We start from the raw sequence: 16234 nt of genomic DNA, 5'->3' as shown, positions 1-16234 counted from the left end.
GGTGGAGGGTCAGAACGCGGCCAGGAAGCGGCCCAGGGTGGTGGCGACGTTGCGCTTCTCTTCAGCGCGGGCCTTCACGGCGGGCACGAGCGTGGGCTCCCGGAAGAACACGGGCAGCGTCTTCAGCCACTCGTCCTGCTGCGCGGGCGCCGCGGCACGCCAGTTCGCGTTGTCCATCATGAAGCCCAGCGACTCCACGAACGCGAGCGCGTCGTCCTCATCCTCGCGCAGCTCATCCGCGGACTGGATGCGCCGGCCGGACACGTACACCGCGCAGTCCCCCGCCTCCACCAGGTACAGGTACACGAAGACGCCCGCGCTCTGTCCACCGCGCAGCCCCACCACGAAGGCCTGCGCGGGCCCCGCCTGCTTGCCGGGGATGGCCACGTGCGGCGTGTTGAGCGACAGGTGCAGCGAGAGCACCTGGTCGCGGTTGGCGGGAAGACCCCGGTAGCGCTCGTCGATGGTGAACACCGTCGTCTCCCTTCCCGCGCACCCTCAGCGGGTGGTGAGGGTGAACTCCTCGGTCGCGTCCTGCGCGTCCGCAGCCGTCTTCTGGAAGCGGATGAGGGGCGTGTCAACCATCACGTTGCCGCCGCCCTCGTTGCCCTCGCCGATGATCACCTTGAAGACGTTCCCGGGCGACGTGCTGCGGCGGCTGCCCCCGTTCACCTTGCGGGCAATCAGCGTCACCGCGTTCGCGCCGGGACGCAACTGGCTGGTGATGTCCATCACCACCTGGTCCTCGTTGTTGCGCAGACGACGCAGCCAGCGCGAGTTCACGTACACGTCGATGTCGAAGTCCGTCATGCCCGGCGTCGTCTGCTCCGTCACCAGCCAGTAGCGCTGCGTGATGCGCGCCGGCCCGGACGTGGGAGCGGCGGGAGCGGTCGGAGCCGGAGCCTGCGCGACGATGCCCGCGTCCGGAGCCGCGGCGGCGGCCGGAGGCGTCGCGGTGGAAGGCGTCGCGGGCGTGGGCGTCACGGTCGTCACGCGGGCGGCGTACCCCGGCGCGTCGATGTGGACGTTCCCTTCCGCGTCGATGCGGACGGTGGCCTTCTCGAAGCGCGTGTTCGTCACCCCGTCGATCTTCACACCGTTCAGGAAGACCGAGCCGGCCAAGGCCAGCATGGGGACGAGCGAGGCCGCGACAGTGATGGCGATGCGGGCGGACGTGCGGGGCATGGCGGCGTTCCTCCAAGGAATCCTCAACAGTCCCGGGAGCTTGCGAACGACTTAGCGCACCCGGGGGAGCGGGACAAGGCGGGGTCAGCCCCCTTGGAGCGCTCCGCCGCCACGAACATTCACCCCGAGGCCCGTCTTCCTGTCCAGCCGGACGCGAGCGGCTCAGGGCGCCGCGGTCGGCGTCTCGTCGGGCGGCGGCGGAGGCAGCTCGCGCTGCGCGAGCGCCCAGTCTCCGCCCAGGCCATGGCCCTCCCGGAAGCGGCGGAAGTCACGCCGTACGGCGCGGGGGTAGCGGCGGAACTTCTCCAGCTCCTTGGCCTTCATGGCGTCCCGGATGCGCGTGGGGCCGGCGTTGTAGGCCATCAACGCCAGGTCCAGGTCGCCGCCGAAGCGGCCCTGCAGGTTGCGCAGGTACCGGATGCCCAGGCGCACGCAGACGGCGGGGTCCGCCACCACCTCCTCGCGCGACAGCTTCAGACCTTCCTTCTCCGCCAGGAAGTGCAGCGTGCTGGGCTTGATCTGCATCAGCCCCCGGGCGCCCTTCTCCGAGACGGACTCCTCCTCGAAGTCGGACTCCACGTCGATGATGGCCAGCACCAGCAGCGGGTCATACCCCGTGCGGCGCGACTCCTCGTCGATGGCCTGCCCCAGCCGCCGGCGCAGCGTGAGCCCCAGGTCCGGAGCGCGCTTGGCCAGCACGGCGTCGATGAGCGCCGCATCCTCGGAGATGGCCTCCTGCGCCACCACTTCAGGGACCACGGGCGACGGGGCGGGCTCCTCCAGCAGGGGCACCACCCGCGCGGACACCACGAGCGCCACGCCCGCGAGCAGCGGGAGCCGGGAGCACCCGCTGCTCAGGGCATGCAGCCCCGCGAAGAACCGCGTTCCCCACGACCTGCCGCCCGAGGCGGCGGGTCCACTCACTTGCGGTGCTCCAGGGCCTGGATGCGCTCGTTCAGGCGCTCCAGGCGGGCACCGAACGCCTGCAGCTCCTCGCGGCGCGGCAGCTTCAGGAGGCTCAGGGCCGTGCGGACCCGCTCCTCCACGTTGTGCTCCAGGTCCTTGCGGTGGCCCGCCAGCCGGTCCGCGAACTCACGGGCCTGGCGCTTCACCTCGTCCTGGCTCCAGCCCGCGACGGACGCCACGCGCTGCACGGCACGGGAGGCCTCCTCCTCCGCCGTGTTCACCGCCAGGAGCGCCTGGCTCCAGATCCGTTCGAATGCCTCCGCCACGGAGGTCTTCTCTCGGGGGCCCTCGGTGTTGTTGTCCATGAAGTCGCTCCGGGAGTTACCCCAGGCCCTCCCGGTGGAAGGAACCCAGGGCATTCAAGGGGGTCTGCGACCTAAGCACACCCCATGGGTGAAGGAAACGCTCTCAGGCGCGCGGACTAGACGCCGCGCCGCCCGAATTCTTGGTCGCCCGGTGGGCCCGCCGGGTGGGCTTCAAGAGCACATCCAACTTCTTCGAAAGGCGGTTCAGCTCGCGGGTGATCTGCTCCACCTGGGACTGGCTGGCAACTCCCACCGCCTCGACGACCTTCGTCTGGAACCCGTCCAGCCGCTTGCGAAACTCCACGCCCGCCGCGTCCACCTTCTTCGTCAGCTCCTGGACGCGGGGATCCGCGCGCAGCTCGCCAGCCTGCACCTTCGTCCACAGGGCCTGGACCTCCTTCGCCGCCACCTGGCCCCGCGTCTCCAGCGCACGGAAGGCCTTGTTCGCCTCCCCTTCCAGCCCCTGGAACCGCTTCTGCGCCTCGGAGAACCGACCCTTCAGGTAGGCCTCCACGTTCTGCGTCACGCCCGTCTTCTCGCTCGTCGTCGCCATGTCGCACTCCCCCCGGTATTCCGGGTCTAATAACGTGATGCGTCAACATAACGCACCGCAACATGCCGTCAAGCGAACATGGGCTGGACTGTGCAAAACGAGAAAGCCGCCGCCCCGGCATGACACCAGGACGGCGGCTGGCTCACGAAGCGTCAGGGACGCCTCGGGGAAACACTAGGCGACGTCGGTGGACCGGGTGTCCGGCCGCGAGGGCGGAGGGGCCAGCGGGCCGGTGTCTCCGTGGGTGGCGGCCAGGGCGGCCTCCATCTCGTTGACCTCGTCCGTGGGGCTCTCCACCTCGATGTCGAGGTGCTTGTAGTTCGGCAGGCCCGTGCCGGCGGGGATGAGCCGGCCCATGATGACGTTCTCCTTGAGGCCGCGCAGGTAGTCCACCTTGCCGTTGATGGCGGCCTCGGTGAGCACCTTCGTGGTCTCCTGGAACGACGCCGAGGAGATGAACGACTCGGTGGAGAGCGACGCCTTGGTGATGCCGAGCAGCAGGGGCTCGCCCACGGCCGGGCGCTTCCCTTCGGACATGACCTTCTCGTTCTCCTCCTCGAACACCCACTTCTCGACCTGCTCGTCCACGAGGAAGTTGGTGTCGCCCACGTCGGTGACGCGCACCCGGCGCAGCATCTGCCGGACGATCGTCTCGATGTGCTTGTCGTTGATCTTCACGCCCTGCAGTCGGTAGACCTCCTGCACCTCGTCCACCAGGTAGCGCGCGAGCTCCTTCTCGCCCAGCACCTTGAGGATGTCGTGCGGGTTGGCCGCGCCGTCCATCATCGCCTCGCCGGCCTTCACGCGGTCGCCGGAGTGGACGTTGATGCTCTTGCCCTTGGAGATCAGGTACTCCTTGGCCAGGTCCGCGCGCTGCTCGCCGTTCACCTCGGGGGTGATGATGAGCTTGCGCTTGCCCTTGGTGTCCTTGCCGAAGGACACCACGCCGTCGATCTCCGCGATCGCCGCCGCGTCCTTGGGCTTGCGCGCCTCGAAGAGTTCGGCCACGCGGGGCAGACCGCCCGTGATGTCCTTGGTCTTCGTGGTCTCGCGCGGCACCTTGGCGATGACCTCACCGGCGCTGATCTCATCCTGGTCGTTGACCGTGATGATGGCGCCCTGGGGCAGGAAGTAGCTGGCCGGGTTCTTGGACGACGGCAGCTCCTTCACGTTGCCGGCCGCGTCACGGATGGTGACGCGCGGACGCGCCTCCGGGTCCTTGGACTCGATGACCGTCTTGCGCGACAGGCCCGTCACCTCGTCGAGCGTCTCGGACATCGTCACGCCTTCGATGATGTCCTCGTAGCGCACGACACCGCCCACTTCCGTGAGCAGCGGGATGGCGAACGGGTCCCACTCGGCCAGGAGCACGCCCGGCTCCAGCTTCTGGTTCTCCTTCACCAGGATGCGGGCGCCGTAGATGATCTGGTAGCGCTCGCGCTCGCGGCCGGACTCGTCGACGATGACGATCTCGCCGTTGCGGTTCATGGCCACCAGCGTGCCGTCCGCCTTCTGCACCGTGTTCAGGCCCGCGAACTTCACGGAGCCCGCGTAGCGGTTCTCCAGGCTGGACTGCTCCGCGCGACGGGTCGCCGCGCCACCGATGTGGAAGGTGCGCATCGTCAGCTGCGTACCCGGCTCACCGATGGACTGCGCCGCGATGACGCCCACGGCCTCGCCCACGGACACCTTGCGGCCACGCGCCAGGTCACGGCCGTAGCACTCCACGCAGATGCCGCGCTTGGCCTGGCACGTGAGCACCGAGCGGATCTTCACCTTGTCCAGGCCGCTGTTCTCGATGCGGCGGACGCGGTCCTCGTCGATCTCCTCGTTCGCGCGCACCAGCACCTCGCCCGTCACCGGGTCGAGGATGTCGTCCAGGGCCACGCGGCCCAGGATGCGCTCACCCAGCGGCTCGATGATCTCGCCGCCCTCGACCAGGGCGCCGATGAACAGACCGTCCATGGTGCCGCAGTCGTACTCGTTGATGATGGCGTCCTGCGCCACGTCCACGAGACGGCGGGTGAGGTAACCGGAGTTGGCCGTCTTGAGCGCCGTGTCCGCCAGGCCCTTGCGGGCGCCGTGCGTGGAGATGAAGTACTGGAGCACGGAGAGGCCTTCACGGAAGTTGGCCGTGATGGGCGTCTCGATGATCTCGCCGGAGGGCTTCGCCATCAGGCCGCGCATACCCGCCAGCTGGCGGATCTGCTGGGCGCTGCCGCGGGCGCCGGAGTCGGCCATGATGTAGATGGGGTTGAACGACGGCTGCTTGCGCGTCACGCGCTTGCCGTCCACGTCCCCGCTGGCCTCGTCCTGGGAGATCTGCTGCATCATCTCCTGGGCGACCTTCTCGGTGATCTCCGCCCAGATATCGATGACCTTGTTGTAGCGCTCACCGTCGGTGATGAGGCCCTCCAGGTACTGGTTCTCGATCTCCGACACCTCCTTGCGCGCGTAGTCCAGGAACTCCTGCTTCTTCGCAGGGATGATCATGTCCTTGAGCGCGATGGAGATACCGGCGCGGGTCGCGTGGAAGTAGCCCGCGCTGCGGACGCGGTCCGCCAGCAGCACCGTCTCCTTCTCGCCCGTGAGGCGGTAGCAGAGGTCGATGAGGTTACCGAGCGACTTCTTGTCGAGCACCTTGTTGATGGCGTCGAAGCCCACGCGGCGCGGAACGACCTCCCACAGGAGCACGCGGCCGACCGTGGTCTCCTTCCGCTTGCCGTCGATGCGGCAGACGATCTTCGCCTGCAGGTGCACCTCGCCGTGGTCGTACGCGGCACGCACCTCGTCCGGCGACGAGAACACGCGGCCCTCGCCGTTGGCGAACTCGCGGGCGCGGGTCATGTAGTAGATGCCGAGCACCATGTCCTGCGTCGGGACGATGATGGGCTTGCCGTTCGCGGGGCTGAGGATGTTGTTCGTCGACATCATCAGCACGCGCGCTTCCATCTGCGCTTCGATGGACAGCGGCACGTGCACGGCCATCTGGTCGCCGTCGAAGTCCGCGTTGAACGCGGCGCACACCAGCGGGTGCAGCTGGATGGCCTTGCCCTCGATGAGGACGGGCTCGAAGGCCTGCATGCCCAGGCGGTGCAGCGTGGGGGCGCGGTTGAGGAGCACCGGGTGCTCGCGGATCACGTCCTCGAGGATGTCCCAGACTTCCGGACGCTCCTTCTCCACCATCTTCTTCGCGGACTTGATGGTGGTGACGTAGCCCTTCTCTTCGAGCTTGTTGTAGATGAACGGCTTGAAGAGCTCGAGCGCCATGATCTTCGGCAGGCCGCACTGGTGCAGGCGCAGCTCGGGACCGACGACGATGACGGAGCGGCCCGAGTAGTCCACGCGCTTGCCGAGCAGGTTCTGGCGGAACCGGCCCTGCTTGCCCTTGAGCATGTCGGACAGCGACTTCAGCGGCCGCTTGTTCGGGCCGGTGATGGTCTTGCCGCGGCGGCCGTTGTCGAACAGCGCGTCCACGGCCTCCTGGAGCATCCGCTTCTCGTTGCGGATGATGATGTCCGGCGCGTTCAGCTCCTGCAGCCGCTTGAGGCGGTTGTTGCGGTTGATGACGCGGCGGTACAGGTCGTTGAGGTCGGAGGTCGCGAAGCGGCCGCCGTCCAGGGGCACCAGGGGGCGCAGGTCGGGCGGGATGACCGGGATGACGTCCAGCATCATCCACTCCGGCTTGTTGCCGGACGAGCGGAACGCCTCGGCGACCTTCAGGCGCTTGGCGTACTTCTTCCGCTTCGCCTCGCTGGTCGTCTCGCGCATGTCCTTGCGCAGTTCCTCGGACAGCTTCTCCACGTCCAGGGACTTGAGCATCTCACGGACGGCCTCGCCGCCCATGCCCGCGGTGAACGAGTCCTCACCGTGCTCCTGGAAGAGCCGGTGCATCTTCTCCTCGGAGATCAGCTCGCCCCGCTGGAGCGGCGTCGCCTTGGGGTCGATGACCATGTAGCTCTCGCAGTACAGCACCTTCTCCATCTCCTTGAGGGTGATGTCGAGCAGGTTGCCGATGCGGCTGGGCAGCGACTTGAGGAACCAGATGTGGGCCACGGGCGTGGCCAGCGTGATGTGTCCCAGGCGCTCACGGCGCACCTTGGACTGGATGACCTCCACGCCGCACTTCTCGCACACGACGCCACGGTGCTTCATGCGCTTGTACTTGCCGCAGTTGCACTCGTAGTCCTTCACCGGCCCGAAGATGCGGGCGCAGAACAGGCCGTCCCGCTCCGGCTTGAAGGTGCGGTAGTTGATCGTCTCCGGCTTCTTCACCTCGCCGTGCGACCACTGGCGGATCTTGTCGGGCGACGCCAGCGCGATGCGAATGGCGTTGAACGACAGCGGGTCCTTCGGCTTCTCGAAGAAGTTGAAAATGTCCTTCACGTTGCCTCCGAAAACTTATGAGCGCCCGAGGCGCCAAACGTTTCGGGCCCCCGCCCTGCACCCGGCCAGCCGCTCCCTCCACGAGGAAGCAGCCAGCCGGTCAGGCGGGCGCACCGGCTTCTTTGAAAAGGCCTAGGCCTCGGTCCCCGACTTCCGGTCCTCGCCGTCGCCGCCACCCAGGAAGTCGCCGCCGAAGCTGCGCTGGCGCTCCGGAGGCGCGCTCTCCAGCAGCTCCACGTCCAGGGCCAGCGACTGGAGCTCCTTGAGGAGCACGTTGAACGACTCGGGCAGGCCGCTCTCGAGGACGTTGTCGCCCTTGACGATCGCCTCGTACATGCGCGTGCGGCCCACCACGTCGTCCGACTTGACCGTGAGGAACTCCTGCAGCGTGTAAGCCGCGCCGTAGGCCTCCATCGCCCAGACTTCCATCTCGCCCAGACGCTGACCGCCGAACTGGGCCTTGCCGCCCAGGGGCTGCTGCGTGACGAGCGAGTAGGGCCCGATGGAACGGGCGTGGATCTTCTCGTCCACCAGGTGGTGCAGCTTGAGCATGTACATCACGCCCACGGTGACGTTCTGGTCGAACGGCTCACCCGTGCGGCCGTCGAAGAGCACCATCTGGCCGGAGCGCGGCAGCCGGCCCTCGTCGAAGAGGTTGTGGATCTCCGACTCGCGGGCGCCGTCGAACACCGGCGTCGCGACGTGGATGCCCTTCTTCAGGCGGCGGCAGAGGTCCTGGACCTCGGGGTCGGACAGGCCGTCCACGAAGTCACCGAACGCCTTGTCGTCGTACACGGTCTTCAGCTGCTTCTTGAGCTGCTCGCCGCTGAAGTTCTCCTCGATGTAGCGCTGGATCTGCTCGCCCACGCCCTTCGCGGCCCAGCCCAGGTGGACCTCGAGGATCTGCCCGATGTTCATGCGGGAAGGCACGCCGAGCGGGTTGAGGACGATGTCCACCGGACGCCCGTCCTCCAGGTACGGCATGTCCTCCTCGGGGAGGACGCGGGACACGACGCCCTTGTTGCCGTGGCGGCCGGCCATCTTGTCGCCCACCGCGAGCTTGCGCTTGATGGCGACGTACACCTTCACCATCTTGATGACGCCCGGGGGGAGCTCGTCGCCCTTCTTGATGCGGGCGATCTTCTCGCCGAAGGCCAGCTTCACGGCCTCCTTCGTCTCCTCCAGGTTGCGCAGGATGTCGCGCAGGCGCGCGTCCAGCGGATCACCGACGGAGATCTCGCCCCAGTACTTGTAGGGCACCGTGGCCAGCAGCTCGTCGCTGAGGATGTCCCCCTTCTTCAGGAGGATCTTCCCCTTGTCGTCCACGAGCTTGCCCTGGACCTCCTTGCCACGGACCAGCCCGCGGATGCGGCTGTACGCGGAGTCCTGGAGGACCTTGATCTCGTCGTTCTGGTCCTTGAGGAGCTTCGCCTCCTCCATGGACTCGATCTGCTTGGCGCGCTCGTCCTTCTCCACGCCCTTGCGGCTGAACACCTTGGCGTTGATGACGGTGCCCACGACGCCCGGGGGCACGCGCAGGGAGCTGTCGCGCACGTCGCCGGCCTTCTCACCGAAGATGGCGCGCAGCAGCTTCTCTTCGGGGGAGAGCTGGGTCTCGCCCTTCGGGGTGATCTTGCCCACCAGCACGTCGCCGGGCTTCACCTCGGCGCCGATGCGGATGATGCCGCTCTCGTCCAGGTCCTTGAGGGCCTCCTCACCCACGTTCGGGATGTCGCGGGTGATCTCCTCCTTGCCCAGCTTGGTGTCGCGCGCGATGCACTCGAACTCCTCGATGTGGATGGACGTGAAGACGTCCTCCTTGAGGATGCGCTCGCTGAGGAGGATGGAGTCCTCGAAGTTGTAGCCCTGCCAGGGCATGAACGCGACGACCACGTTCTGCCCCAGCGCCAGCTCACCGGTCTCGGTGGCCGGACCGTCCGCGATCACGTCGCCCTTCTTCACCCGGTCGCCCTTGCGGACGATGGGCTTCTGGTTGAGGCACGTGTTCTGGTTGGAGCGCTGGTACTTGAGCAGGTTGTAGATGTCCACCTCGCTGGACACGTCGCTCAGCGCCGCGTTGGCGTCCGCCTTCACCACGATGCGGCTGGCGTCCACCGACTCCACGATGCCGTCGCGGCGGGCCACGCACGTCACGCCCGAGTCGCGCGCGACGATGGCCTCGATGCCCGTGCCCACGAGCGGAGCCGCGGTGCGCAGCAACGGCACCGCCTGGCGCTGCATGTTGGAGCCCATGAGCGCGCGGTTCGCGTCGTCGTTCTCCAGGAACGGGATGAGGGAGGCGGCCACCGACACCAGCTGGTTCGGGGACACGTCCATCAGGTCCACGTCCTCGGCCTTGACCTGGACGAACTCGCCGCTGCGGCGGCTCTGCACCAGCGCGTTGAGGAACTTGCCCTTCTTGTCCGTCTCCGCGTTGGCCTGGGCGATGGTGTGCTTCTCCTCCTCCAGCGCCGAGTAGAACGCCACGTCGGACGTCACGCTGCCCGCGTCCACCTTGCGGTACGGCGTCTCCACGAAGCCGAACTCGTTGACGCGCGCGTAGGTCGACAGCGACGCGATGAGGCCGATGTTCGGGCCTTCCGGCGTCTCGATGGGGCAGATGCGGCCGTAGTGCGTCGGGTGCACGTCGCGGACTTCGAAGCCCGCGCGCTCACGCGTGAGGCCGCCCGGCCCGAGCGCGGAGAGGCGACGCTTGTGCGTGACCTCGGAGAGCGGGTTCGTCTGGTCCATGAACTGCGACAGCTGGCTGGACCCGAAGAACTCCTTGATCACCGCCGTCACCGGCTTGGCGTTGATCAGGTCGTGGGGCATGAGCGTCTCGATCTCCTGGAGGCTCATGCGCTCCTTGATGGCGCGCTCCATGCGGACCAGACCGATGCGGTACTGGTTCTCCAGCAGCTCACCCACCGCGCGCACGCGGCGGTTGCCCAGGTGGTCGATGTCGTCGATCGTGCCCTTGCCGTTCTTCAGGTCGATCAGGTAGCGGATGACCTCCAGGATGTCGCGCTTGGTCAGGATCTGACCGTCCAGGGGCTCCTCGAGGTTGAACTTGAAGTTCAGCTTGAGGCGACCGACCTTGGACAGGTCGTAGCGCTCCGGGTTGAAGAACAGGTTGCTGAACAGGTTCGTCGCCGTCTCCGGCGTCGGGGGATCGCCCGGGCGCAGGCGCCGGTAGATCTCCATGATGGCCTGCTCGGGCGACTCGATCTTGTCCAGCATCAACGTCTCACGCAGGTACGGACCCACGTTGAGGTTGTCGATGAAGAGGACCTTGAACTCCTTGATGTCGCGCTTGAGGAGCTCGTCCACCTTCTCCTGGGAGACCTCCTCGTTGCACTCGAGGATGACCTCACCGGTGTTCTCGTCCACCACGTCGTAGGCGGACACCTTGGTGAAGAGCTCGTCCGCGTCGATGGGCAGCTTGGTCATCTTCGCCGCCTCGAGCTTCTTGATGGCGGCGCGCGTGAACTTGCGGTTCTTCTTGACGATCAGCTCACCGGACTTGGTCTTGATGTCGCGCGTGGCGCGCTGACCCGGCAGGAGCTCCAGCTCGACGGACTTCTCGAAGTCCGCGGCGCTCTGCAGGTAGATGGTCTCGGTGGCGTAGTAGTAGTTGAGGATCTCCTCGGTGGAGCCCTTGAAGTCGAGCGGGTTCTTCTTGGCCGTGTCACCGACGGCGCCCAGGGCGCGGATGAGCACGGTGGCCGGCAGCTTGCGGCGCCGGTCGATGCGCACGTACAGCAGGTCCTTGTGGTCGAACTCGAAGTCGATCCACGAGCCGCGGTACGGGATGATGCGGGCGTTGTAGAGCAGCTTGCCCGACGAGTGGCTCTTGCCCTTGTCGTGGTCGAAGAACGCACCCGGGCTGCGGTGCAGCTGGCTCACCACCACGCGCTCGGTGCCGTTGATGATGAAGGTACCGTTCTGCGTCATCAGCGGGATTTCGCCGAAGTAGACCTCCTGCTCCTTCACGTCGCGGATGGACTGGGCGCCGGTCTCCTCGTCCTTGTCCCAGACGACCAGGCGCACGACGACCTTGATGGGCGCCGAGTAGGTCATTCCGCGCTGGTGGCACTCATCGACGTCGTACTTCGGCTTCTCCAGGTGGTAGCTGACAAACTCCAGCGAGGAGGTCTCGTTGAAGTCCCGGATCGGGAAGACGGACTTGAAGACACCCTGAAGGCCAAGATCCTCACGCTTCTCCGGGGCGATGTCGGCCTGGAGGAACTTCTCGTAGGATTGCTTCTGGATGTTGATGAGATTGGGAATGTCGATGATCTTCGCGATCTTCGCGAAGGTCTTCCGCACGCGGAAATTGTTCTGGATCTGCGTCGGCATTCGGTCTCCGGGGACGGCTGCTCGGGCGGGGCAAACTTCAGTAACGCGCGGCGGCGCCGGGAAATTTGGCAAATGTCAAATGGGCAAAGCCGGCGCCCCAACAAAGGGAGCGCCGGCCTGCTCATCCGATCAGGCGGCTACCCGGGATTTCCCGGAAGAACAGGGTAGCCCCTGGACAGAACTACTTGATCTCGACGGTGGCGCCAGCCGCGGTGAGCTGGTCCTTGATCTTCTTGGCGTCGTCCTTGTTGACGCCTTCCTTGACCGTCTTGGGCGCGCCCTCGACCAGGTCCTTGGCCTCCTTCAGGCCCAGGCCGGTGATGGCACGGATCTCCTTGATGACGTTGATCTTGTTGGCGCCGGCGTTCGCCAGCACCACGTTGAACTCCGTCTTCTCCTCAACAGGGGCAGCGGCGGCGGCGGGGCCCGTGGGGGCAACGGCCACGGCGGCGGCGGACACGCCCCACTTGTTCTCCAGCAGCTTCACGAGCTCGCCCGCCTCGAGGACGGTGAGCTTCGAGAGTTCTTCAGCAATCGCGTTCAAATCGGCCATGGAACTGTTCCTTCTGGTTGACTAACGGCCGGCGACCCATTTGGGCGGCTCGGCCGAAGAGGTTGCGGTAGAAAAACTTCTCGGAACGATTACTGCCCCTGCGCCTTGTCCGCGTGCGCCTGGATGACGCGCGCGAGCTGCGACCCGGGGGCCGCGATGGTCCGGACCAGCTTGCCCGCCGGCTGGTTGAGCATGCCGAGCAACTGCCCGCGCAGCTCGTTGAGGCCTGGCAGCTTCGCCAGCGCCTTCACGCCGTTGGCGTCGACCTTGTTACCGGCGACGACGGCGCTACGGACCTTGATGGTCTCCATGTCCTTGATGAAATCCATCAGGATCTTCGCAGGAGCCACCTCGTCGTCGTAGCTGATGCAGAGGGCCACGGGACCGGTGAAGTCATCCGAAATCACGGAGACGGACGTACCCTGAGCGGCACGGCGCGCCAGCGTGTTCTTGATGACCTTGTACTCGACCTGGCCCTCGCGGAACTTGCGACGGAGCCGAGTGACGGTCTCGACGTTCACCTTGGAGGACTCCACGAGCACCGCGGTCTTGGTCCGCGTGAACTTATCGTGAAGGTCCTTGATCATCTCTTCCTTCTCGCTCTTCAGCACCTTGACTCACCTCCTTCATGGCCCGACCTGACAGTCGGGCGTGATGCCTGGGCCAAAGTGGCAGAGCGAGAGAGGAGCCTCCGAGAGGCACCACACCGCACCTCCAGTCTCGGCAGGGCTGACCTTGCGGTCGTTTGAACCAGGAGTGGATGGACGGCCCGACCGGTTGCCCGGTTCCCAACGGAAGCGTCTTCCCCAATCCAGGTCCCTGCTGTCATGAACCAGGTCGGAACGCCGCGTCTCACGACATGGCGCTCCAATTGCAAAAGCCGGGGGCCTATACCCCCGGCTTTCGCAAAGATCCAGCACTTTCTATCGGACCGACGTTCTACAGGCGACAGGAGCGACGCTCCCTGTCAGGGAGCGCACCCTTCCCTGCCCCTCCTGGCACCCGCGATTAGCGGTGACGCGCCAGGATTTCCTGGGTGTCGAGCTTGATGCCCGGCCCCATGGTCGTCGAGATGGCGACGCCCTTCAGGTACACACCCTTGGCGGTGGCCGGCTTGAGCTTCATCACCAGGTCCACCAGCGCGTTGAAGTTCGCCTCGAGCTTGTCCGCCTCGAAGGAGGCCTTGCCCATCTTGGCGTGGACGATGCCCGCCTTCTCCGCGCGGAAGTCCACCTTACCGCCCTTGGAGTCGCGGATGGCCTTGGCGACGTCCATGGTCACCGTGCCGACCTTCGGGTTCGGCATGAGGCCACGGGGACCGAGCACCTTACCGAGGCGGCCGACGATGCCCATCATGTCCGGCGTCGCGATGACGGTGTCGAAGTCGAGGAAGCCCTCCTCGATGCGCTTCTGGAGGTCCTCGGCGCCGACGATGTCCGCGCCGGCGTTGGTGGCCTCGGTGGCGCGCTCGCCCTTGGCGAACACCGCCACGCGCACGGTGGCGCCGGTGCCGTGCGGGAGCACCACGGCGCCACGGACCATCTGGTCCGCGTGCTTCGGGTCCACGCCCAGGTTGATGGCGACGTCGACCGTCTGGTCGTACTTCGTCGCGCGGGCCTCCACGGTCTTCTTCAGCAGCGCGAAGCCCTCGGCGACGGCGTAGCGCTTGTTGCGGTCCACCAGATCGTTGGACGCGCGGAACTTCTTTCCGGAGTTAGCCATTGCAGGAATCCTTGAGAGAGGGGGCGGGCTAGCCGACGACGTCGATGCCCATGGAGCGCGCGGTGCCAGCAATGGTGTTCATGCAGGCCTCGAGGGACGCGGCGGTGGTGTCCTGGATCTTCTTCTTGGCGATCTCCTCGAGCTGCTTGCGGGAGATCTGCCCCACCTTCTCCTTGCCCGGCTTCTTCGCGCCCGAACCCTTCTTCTTCTCCGTGTGGAGACCCGCGGCCTTCTTGATGAGGATGGCGGCGGGAGGGGTCTTCAGGATGAAGGTGAAGGAGCGGTCCTGATACACGGTGATGATCACCGGGATGATCAGACCCTCCTTGGCCTCCGCCTGCGTCTTCGCGTTGAACTGCTTGCAGAACTCCATGATGTTCACGCCCTGCTGACCGAGCGCGGGGCCGATCGGCGGAGCGGGGTTCGCCTTGCCGGCGGGAATCTGCAACTTGACCTGACCTGTGACCTTCTTCATCGGCGGACTGCTGCCTTTCGAGAGGGTGGTTCCGACGGGCCGCCAGACGGGGCGACCCTCCCACCCGTTGAGCCGCGCCCATCACCCGGGCGCGGAAGACTGATGAAACTAGCCGGTGGTCTTCTCCACCTGCATGAAGTCGAGCTCCACGGGGGTCGCGCGGCCGAAGATGCTGACGAGCACGCGCACGCGGCCCTTCTCCGGGTTGACCTCTTCCACGGTGCCGTTGAAGTTGGCGAACGGGCCGTCGATGACGCGCACCGTGTCGCTGGTCTCGAACTGGACCTTGGGCTTGGCCTTGTGGGCGCCCTCGGTGACCTGCGCGGTGAGGCGCTCGACCTCGCGGTCCGACATGGGCCGGGGCTGCTCGTTCTGGCCGACGCCCGGGAACCCCGTCACCTTGGAGGTGTTCTTCACCAGGTGGACGGTGATGTCGTTGAGCTCCATCTGGACGAAGATGTAGCCCGGGAAGAGCTTGCGGCGCGTGGTCTTCTTCTCGCCGTTCACCATCTCCACGACCTGCTCCATGGGGATGAGGATCTCACCGATCAGATCCTGGTCCTGCAGGCCCTTGAGACGCACCTGCTCTTCCAGGTTCTTCTTCGCCTGGTTCTCGTAGTTCGAGTAGGTCTGGACCGTGAACCATTTCTTCGCCATTACAGCTTCCCCCACAGGGTAGGCAGCCACTCCACCATCAAGTTGTACGCGACGGTGTCGATGCAGAAGAGCAGAACGGCCGCCACCAGCGAGGCGACGACCACGGCCATGGTCGACGCGCGGGTCTCCGACCAGGTAGGCCACGTGACCTTCATCAGCTCGGACGCCACGTCGATGGAGAGGGCGTGCGTGCGAGGGTGGAAGTAGGCCGCCAGCATCAGGACCAGGGCGCCCACATAGCCCACCAGCGTCGACACGCGCCAGCCGAGACCTTCGAAGAGCTCCACGTCGCTCCAGCCGAACCGACTCCAGAGCAACCCGAAGACGTGCTCCAGGAAGAGGGCCAGGACGATGCCGGAGACGAGATAGAAGATGACCACGAGCCGCTTGGGGTCGATGCCCGAGCGGTTAGCCTGCTGGCTGGCCTCAGATGCCGTCGCCATGGTGCCTCACGAGGGACTGCGGAAGCGGGACTGCGAAAAGGCAGGGACCCCCGGCACCGCTCGGTACCGGGGGTCCCTGTACTGAAGCTGGCAGGCCAGGAGGGATTCGAACCCCCAACACGCGGATTTGGAGACCGCTGCTCTACCGTTGGAGCTACTGGCCTAAATCTTCATGAAACCGACGACCTAGACCTTGCCTTCCTTGTGGTCCGTGTGCTTGCGGCAGCGAGGGCAGAACTTGCTCAGCTCGAGCTTGTCCTGGCTCTTCCGCTTGTTCTTCGTGGTCGTGTAGTTCCGCTCTTTGCACGTGGTGCACTCGAGCGAGATGATGGAACGGTTACCCTTAGGCATGGTTCATTTCACCAGATGCGAGAAGGGAAGGCTACAGATGCAGCCCTCCCCTTCGCAACTCAGTGCCCGTGAAAGCCGGTCGGCGGGAAGCCGATCAGGCGATGATCTCCGCAACAACGCCGGCGCCCACCGTACGGCCACCCTCGCGGACGGCGAACCGGAGCTCCTTCTCCATCGCGACCGGGGTGATGAGCTCCACCTCGATGGCGATGTTGTCGCCCGGCATGACCATCTCGACGTTGTCCGGCAGCTTCACCGTGCCCGTCACGTCCGTGGTGC

At 66.1% G+C, this 16234-nt stretch carries 14 protein-coding genes, 1 tRNA gene and 1 pseudogene; all 16 read right to left on the bottom strand.

Features of this window, described 5'->3' with window-relative positions; all coding sequences use genetic code 11:
• Nucleotides 1–9 precede the first annotated feature (9 nt).
• Nucleotides 10–474, bottom strand: coding sequence for a social motility and stimulation tgl protein (locus U8525_RS00080; RefSeq protein WP_374259458.1), 465 nt, complete (start codon nucleotides 472–474; stop codon nucleotides 10–12).
• 24 nt (nucleotides 475–498) lie between these two features.
• A complete protein-coding gene (locus U8525_RS00075) occupies nucleotides 499–1185 on the bottom strand; it encodes a hypothetical protein (protein WP_374259456.1) in 687 nt (228 codons plus the stop codon).
• A gap of 162 nt (nucleotides 1186–1347) precedes the next feature.
• Nucleotides 1348–2109 carry a lytic transglycosylase domain-containing protein gene (locus U8525_RS00070; RefSeq protein WP_374259454.1) on the bottom strand — a complete coding sequence of 254 codons (762 nt, stop codon included), beginning with the start codon at nucleotides 2107–2109 and terminating at the stop codon, nucleotides 1348–1350.
• A complete protein-coding gene (locus U8525_RS00065) occupies nucleotides 2106–2456 on the bottom strand; it encodes a phasin family protein (RefSeq protein ID WP_374259452.1) in 351 nt (116 codons plus the stop codon). Before U8525_RS00065 ends, U8525_RS00070 begins: the two co-directional genes overlap by 4 nt.
• A gap of 103 nt (nucleotides 2457–2559) precedes the next feature.
• A complete protein-coding gene (locus U8525_RS00060; protein ID WP_374259450.1) occupies nucleotides 2560–3009 on the bottom strand; it encodes a hypothetical protein in 450 nt (149 codons plus the stop codon).
• Nucleotides 3010–3183: 174 nt separating this feature from the next.
• A complete protein-coding gene (rpoC, locus tag U8525_RS00055) occupies nucleotides 3184–7395 on the bottom strand; it encodes a DNA-directed RNA polymerase subunit beta' (RefSeq protein WP_374259448.1) in 4212 nt (1403 codons plus the stop codon).
• Between the two features lie 132 nt (nucleotides 7396–7527).
• Complete coding sequence (rpoB, locus tag U8525_RS00050) at nucleotides 7528–11754, bottom strand: DNA-directed RNA polymerase subunit beta (protein WP_374259446.1); 4227 nt, start codon at nucleotides 11752–11754, stop codon at nucleotides 7528–7530.
• A 181-nt stretch (nucleotides 11755–11935) separates the two neighbouring features.
• Nucleotides 11936–12307, bottom strand: a complete 372-nt coding sequence (rplL, locus tag U8525_RS00045; RefSeq protein ID WP_374259444.1) for a 50S ribosomal protein L7/L12 — start codon at nucleotides 12305–12307, stop codon at nucleotides 11936–11938.
• Nucleotides 12308–12396: 89 nt separating this feature from the next.
• Nucleotides 12397–12918: a 50S ribosomal protein L10 gene (gene rplJ / locus U8525_RS00040; RefSeq protein ID WP_374259442.1), complete on the bottom strand. Its 522-nt coding sequence runs from the start codon at nucleotides 12916–12918 to the stop codon at nucleotides 12397–12399.
• A gap of 397 nt (nucleotides 12919–13315) precedes the next feature.
• Nucleotides 13316–14029 carry a 50S ribosomal protein L1 gene (rplA, locus tag U8525_RS00035; protein ID WP_374259440.1) on the bottom strand — a complete coding sequence of 238 codons (714 nt, stop codon included), beginning with the start codon at nucleotides 14027–14029 and terminating at the stop codon, nucleotides 13316–13318.
• A gap of 28 nt (nucleotides 14030–14057) precedes the next feature.
• Entirely contained in the window at nucleotides 14058–14504 is a 447-nt protein-coding gene (rplK, locus tag U8525_RS00030; protein ID WP_374259437.1) for a 50S ribosomal protein L11, read from the bottom strand.
• 108 nt (nucleotides 14505–14612) lie between these two features.
• The gene (nusG, locus tag U8525_RS00025; RefSeq protein WP_120526763.1) at nucleotides 14613–15161 is read right to left on the bottom strand and encodes a transcription termination/antitermination protein NusG; all 549 of its coding nucleotides are present in this window, start codon (nucleotides 15159–15161) and stop codon (nucleotides 14613–14615) included.
• Complete coding sequence (gene secE, locus U8525_RS00020; protein WP_374259434.1) at nucleotides 15161–15604, bottom strand: preprotein translocase subunit SecE; 444 nt, start codon at nucleotides 15602–15604, stop codon at nucleotides 15161–15163. Before secE ends, nusG begins: the two co-directional genes overlap by 1 nt.
• Nucleotides 15605–15692: 88 nt before the next feature.
• Nucleotides 15693–15768 (bottom strand) — tRNA-Trp (locus U8525_RS00015).
• 22 nt (nucleotides 15769–15790) lie between these two features.
• Nucleotides 15791–15955 (bottom strand): 50S ribosomal protein L33, encoded by a 165-nt coding sequence (rpmG, locus tag U8525_RS00010; protein WP_002617522.1) that lies wholly within the window; start codon nucleotides 15953–15955, stop codon nucleotides 15791–15793.
• Between the two features lie 94 nt (nucleotides 15956–16049).
• Nucleotides 16050–16234: pseudogene (gene tuf / locus U8525_RS00005) on the bottom strand (elongation factor Tu); the annotation flags it as partial.

It is taken from the genome of Corallococcus sp. RDP092CA (assembly GCF_041903675.1).
In the GTDB taxonomy this organism is placed as follows: domain Bacteria; phylum Myxococcota; class Myxococcia; order Myxococcales; family Myxococcaceae; genus Corallococcus.
The sequence above is the reverse complement of the archived record's forward strand: the minus strand, read 5'-3'. Positions and strand labels throughout refer to the sequence as shown.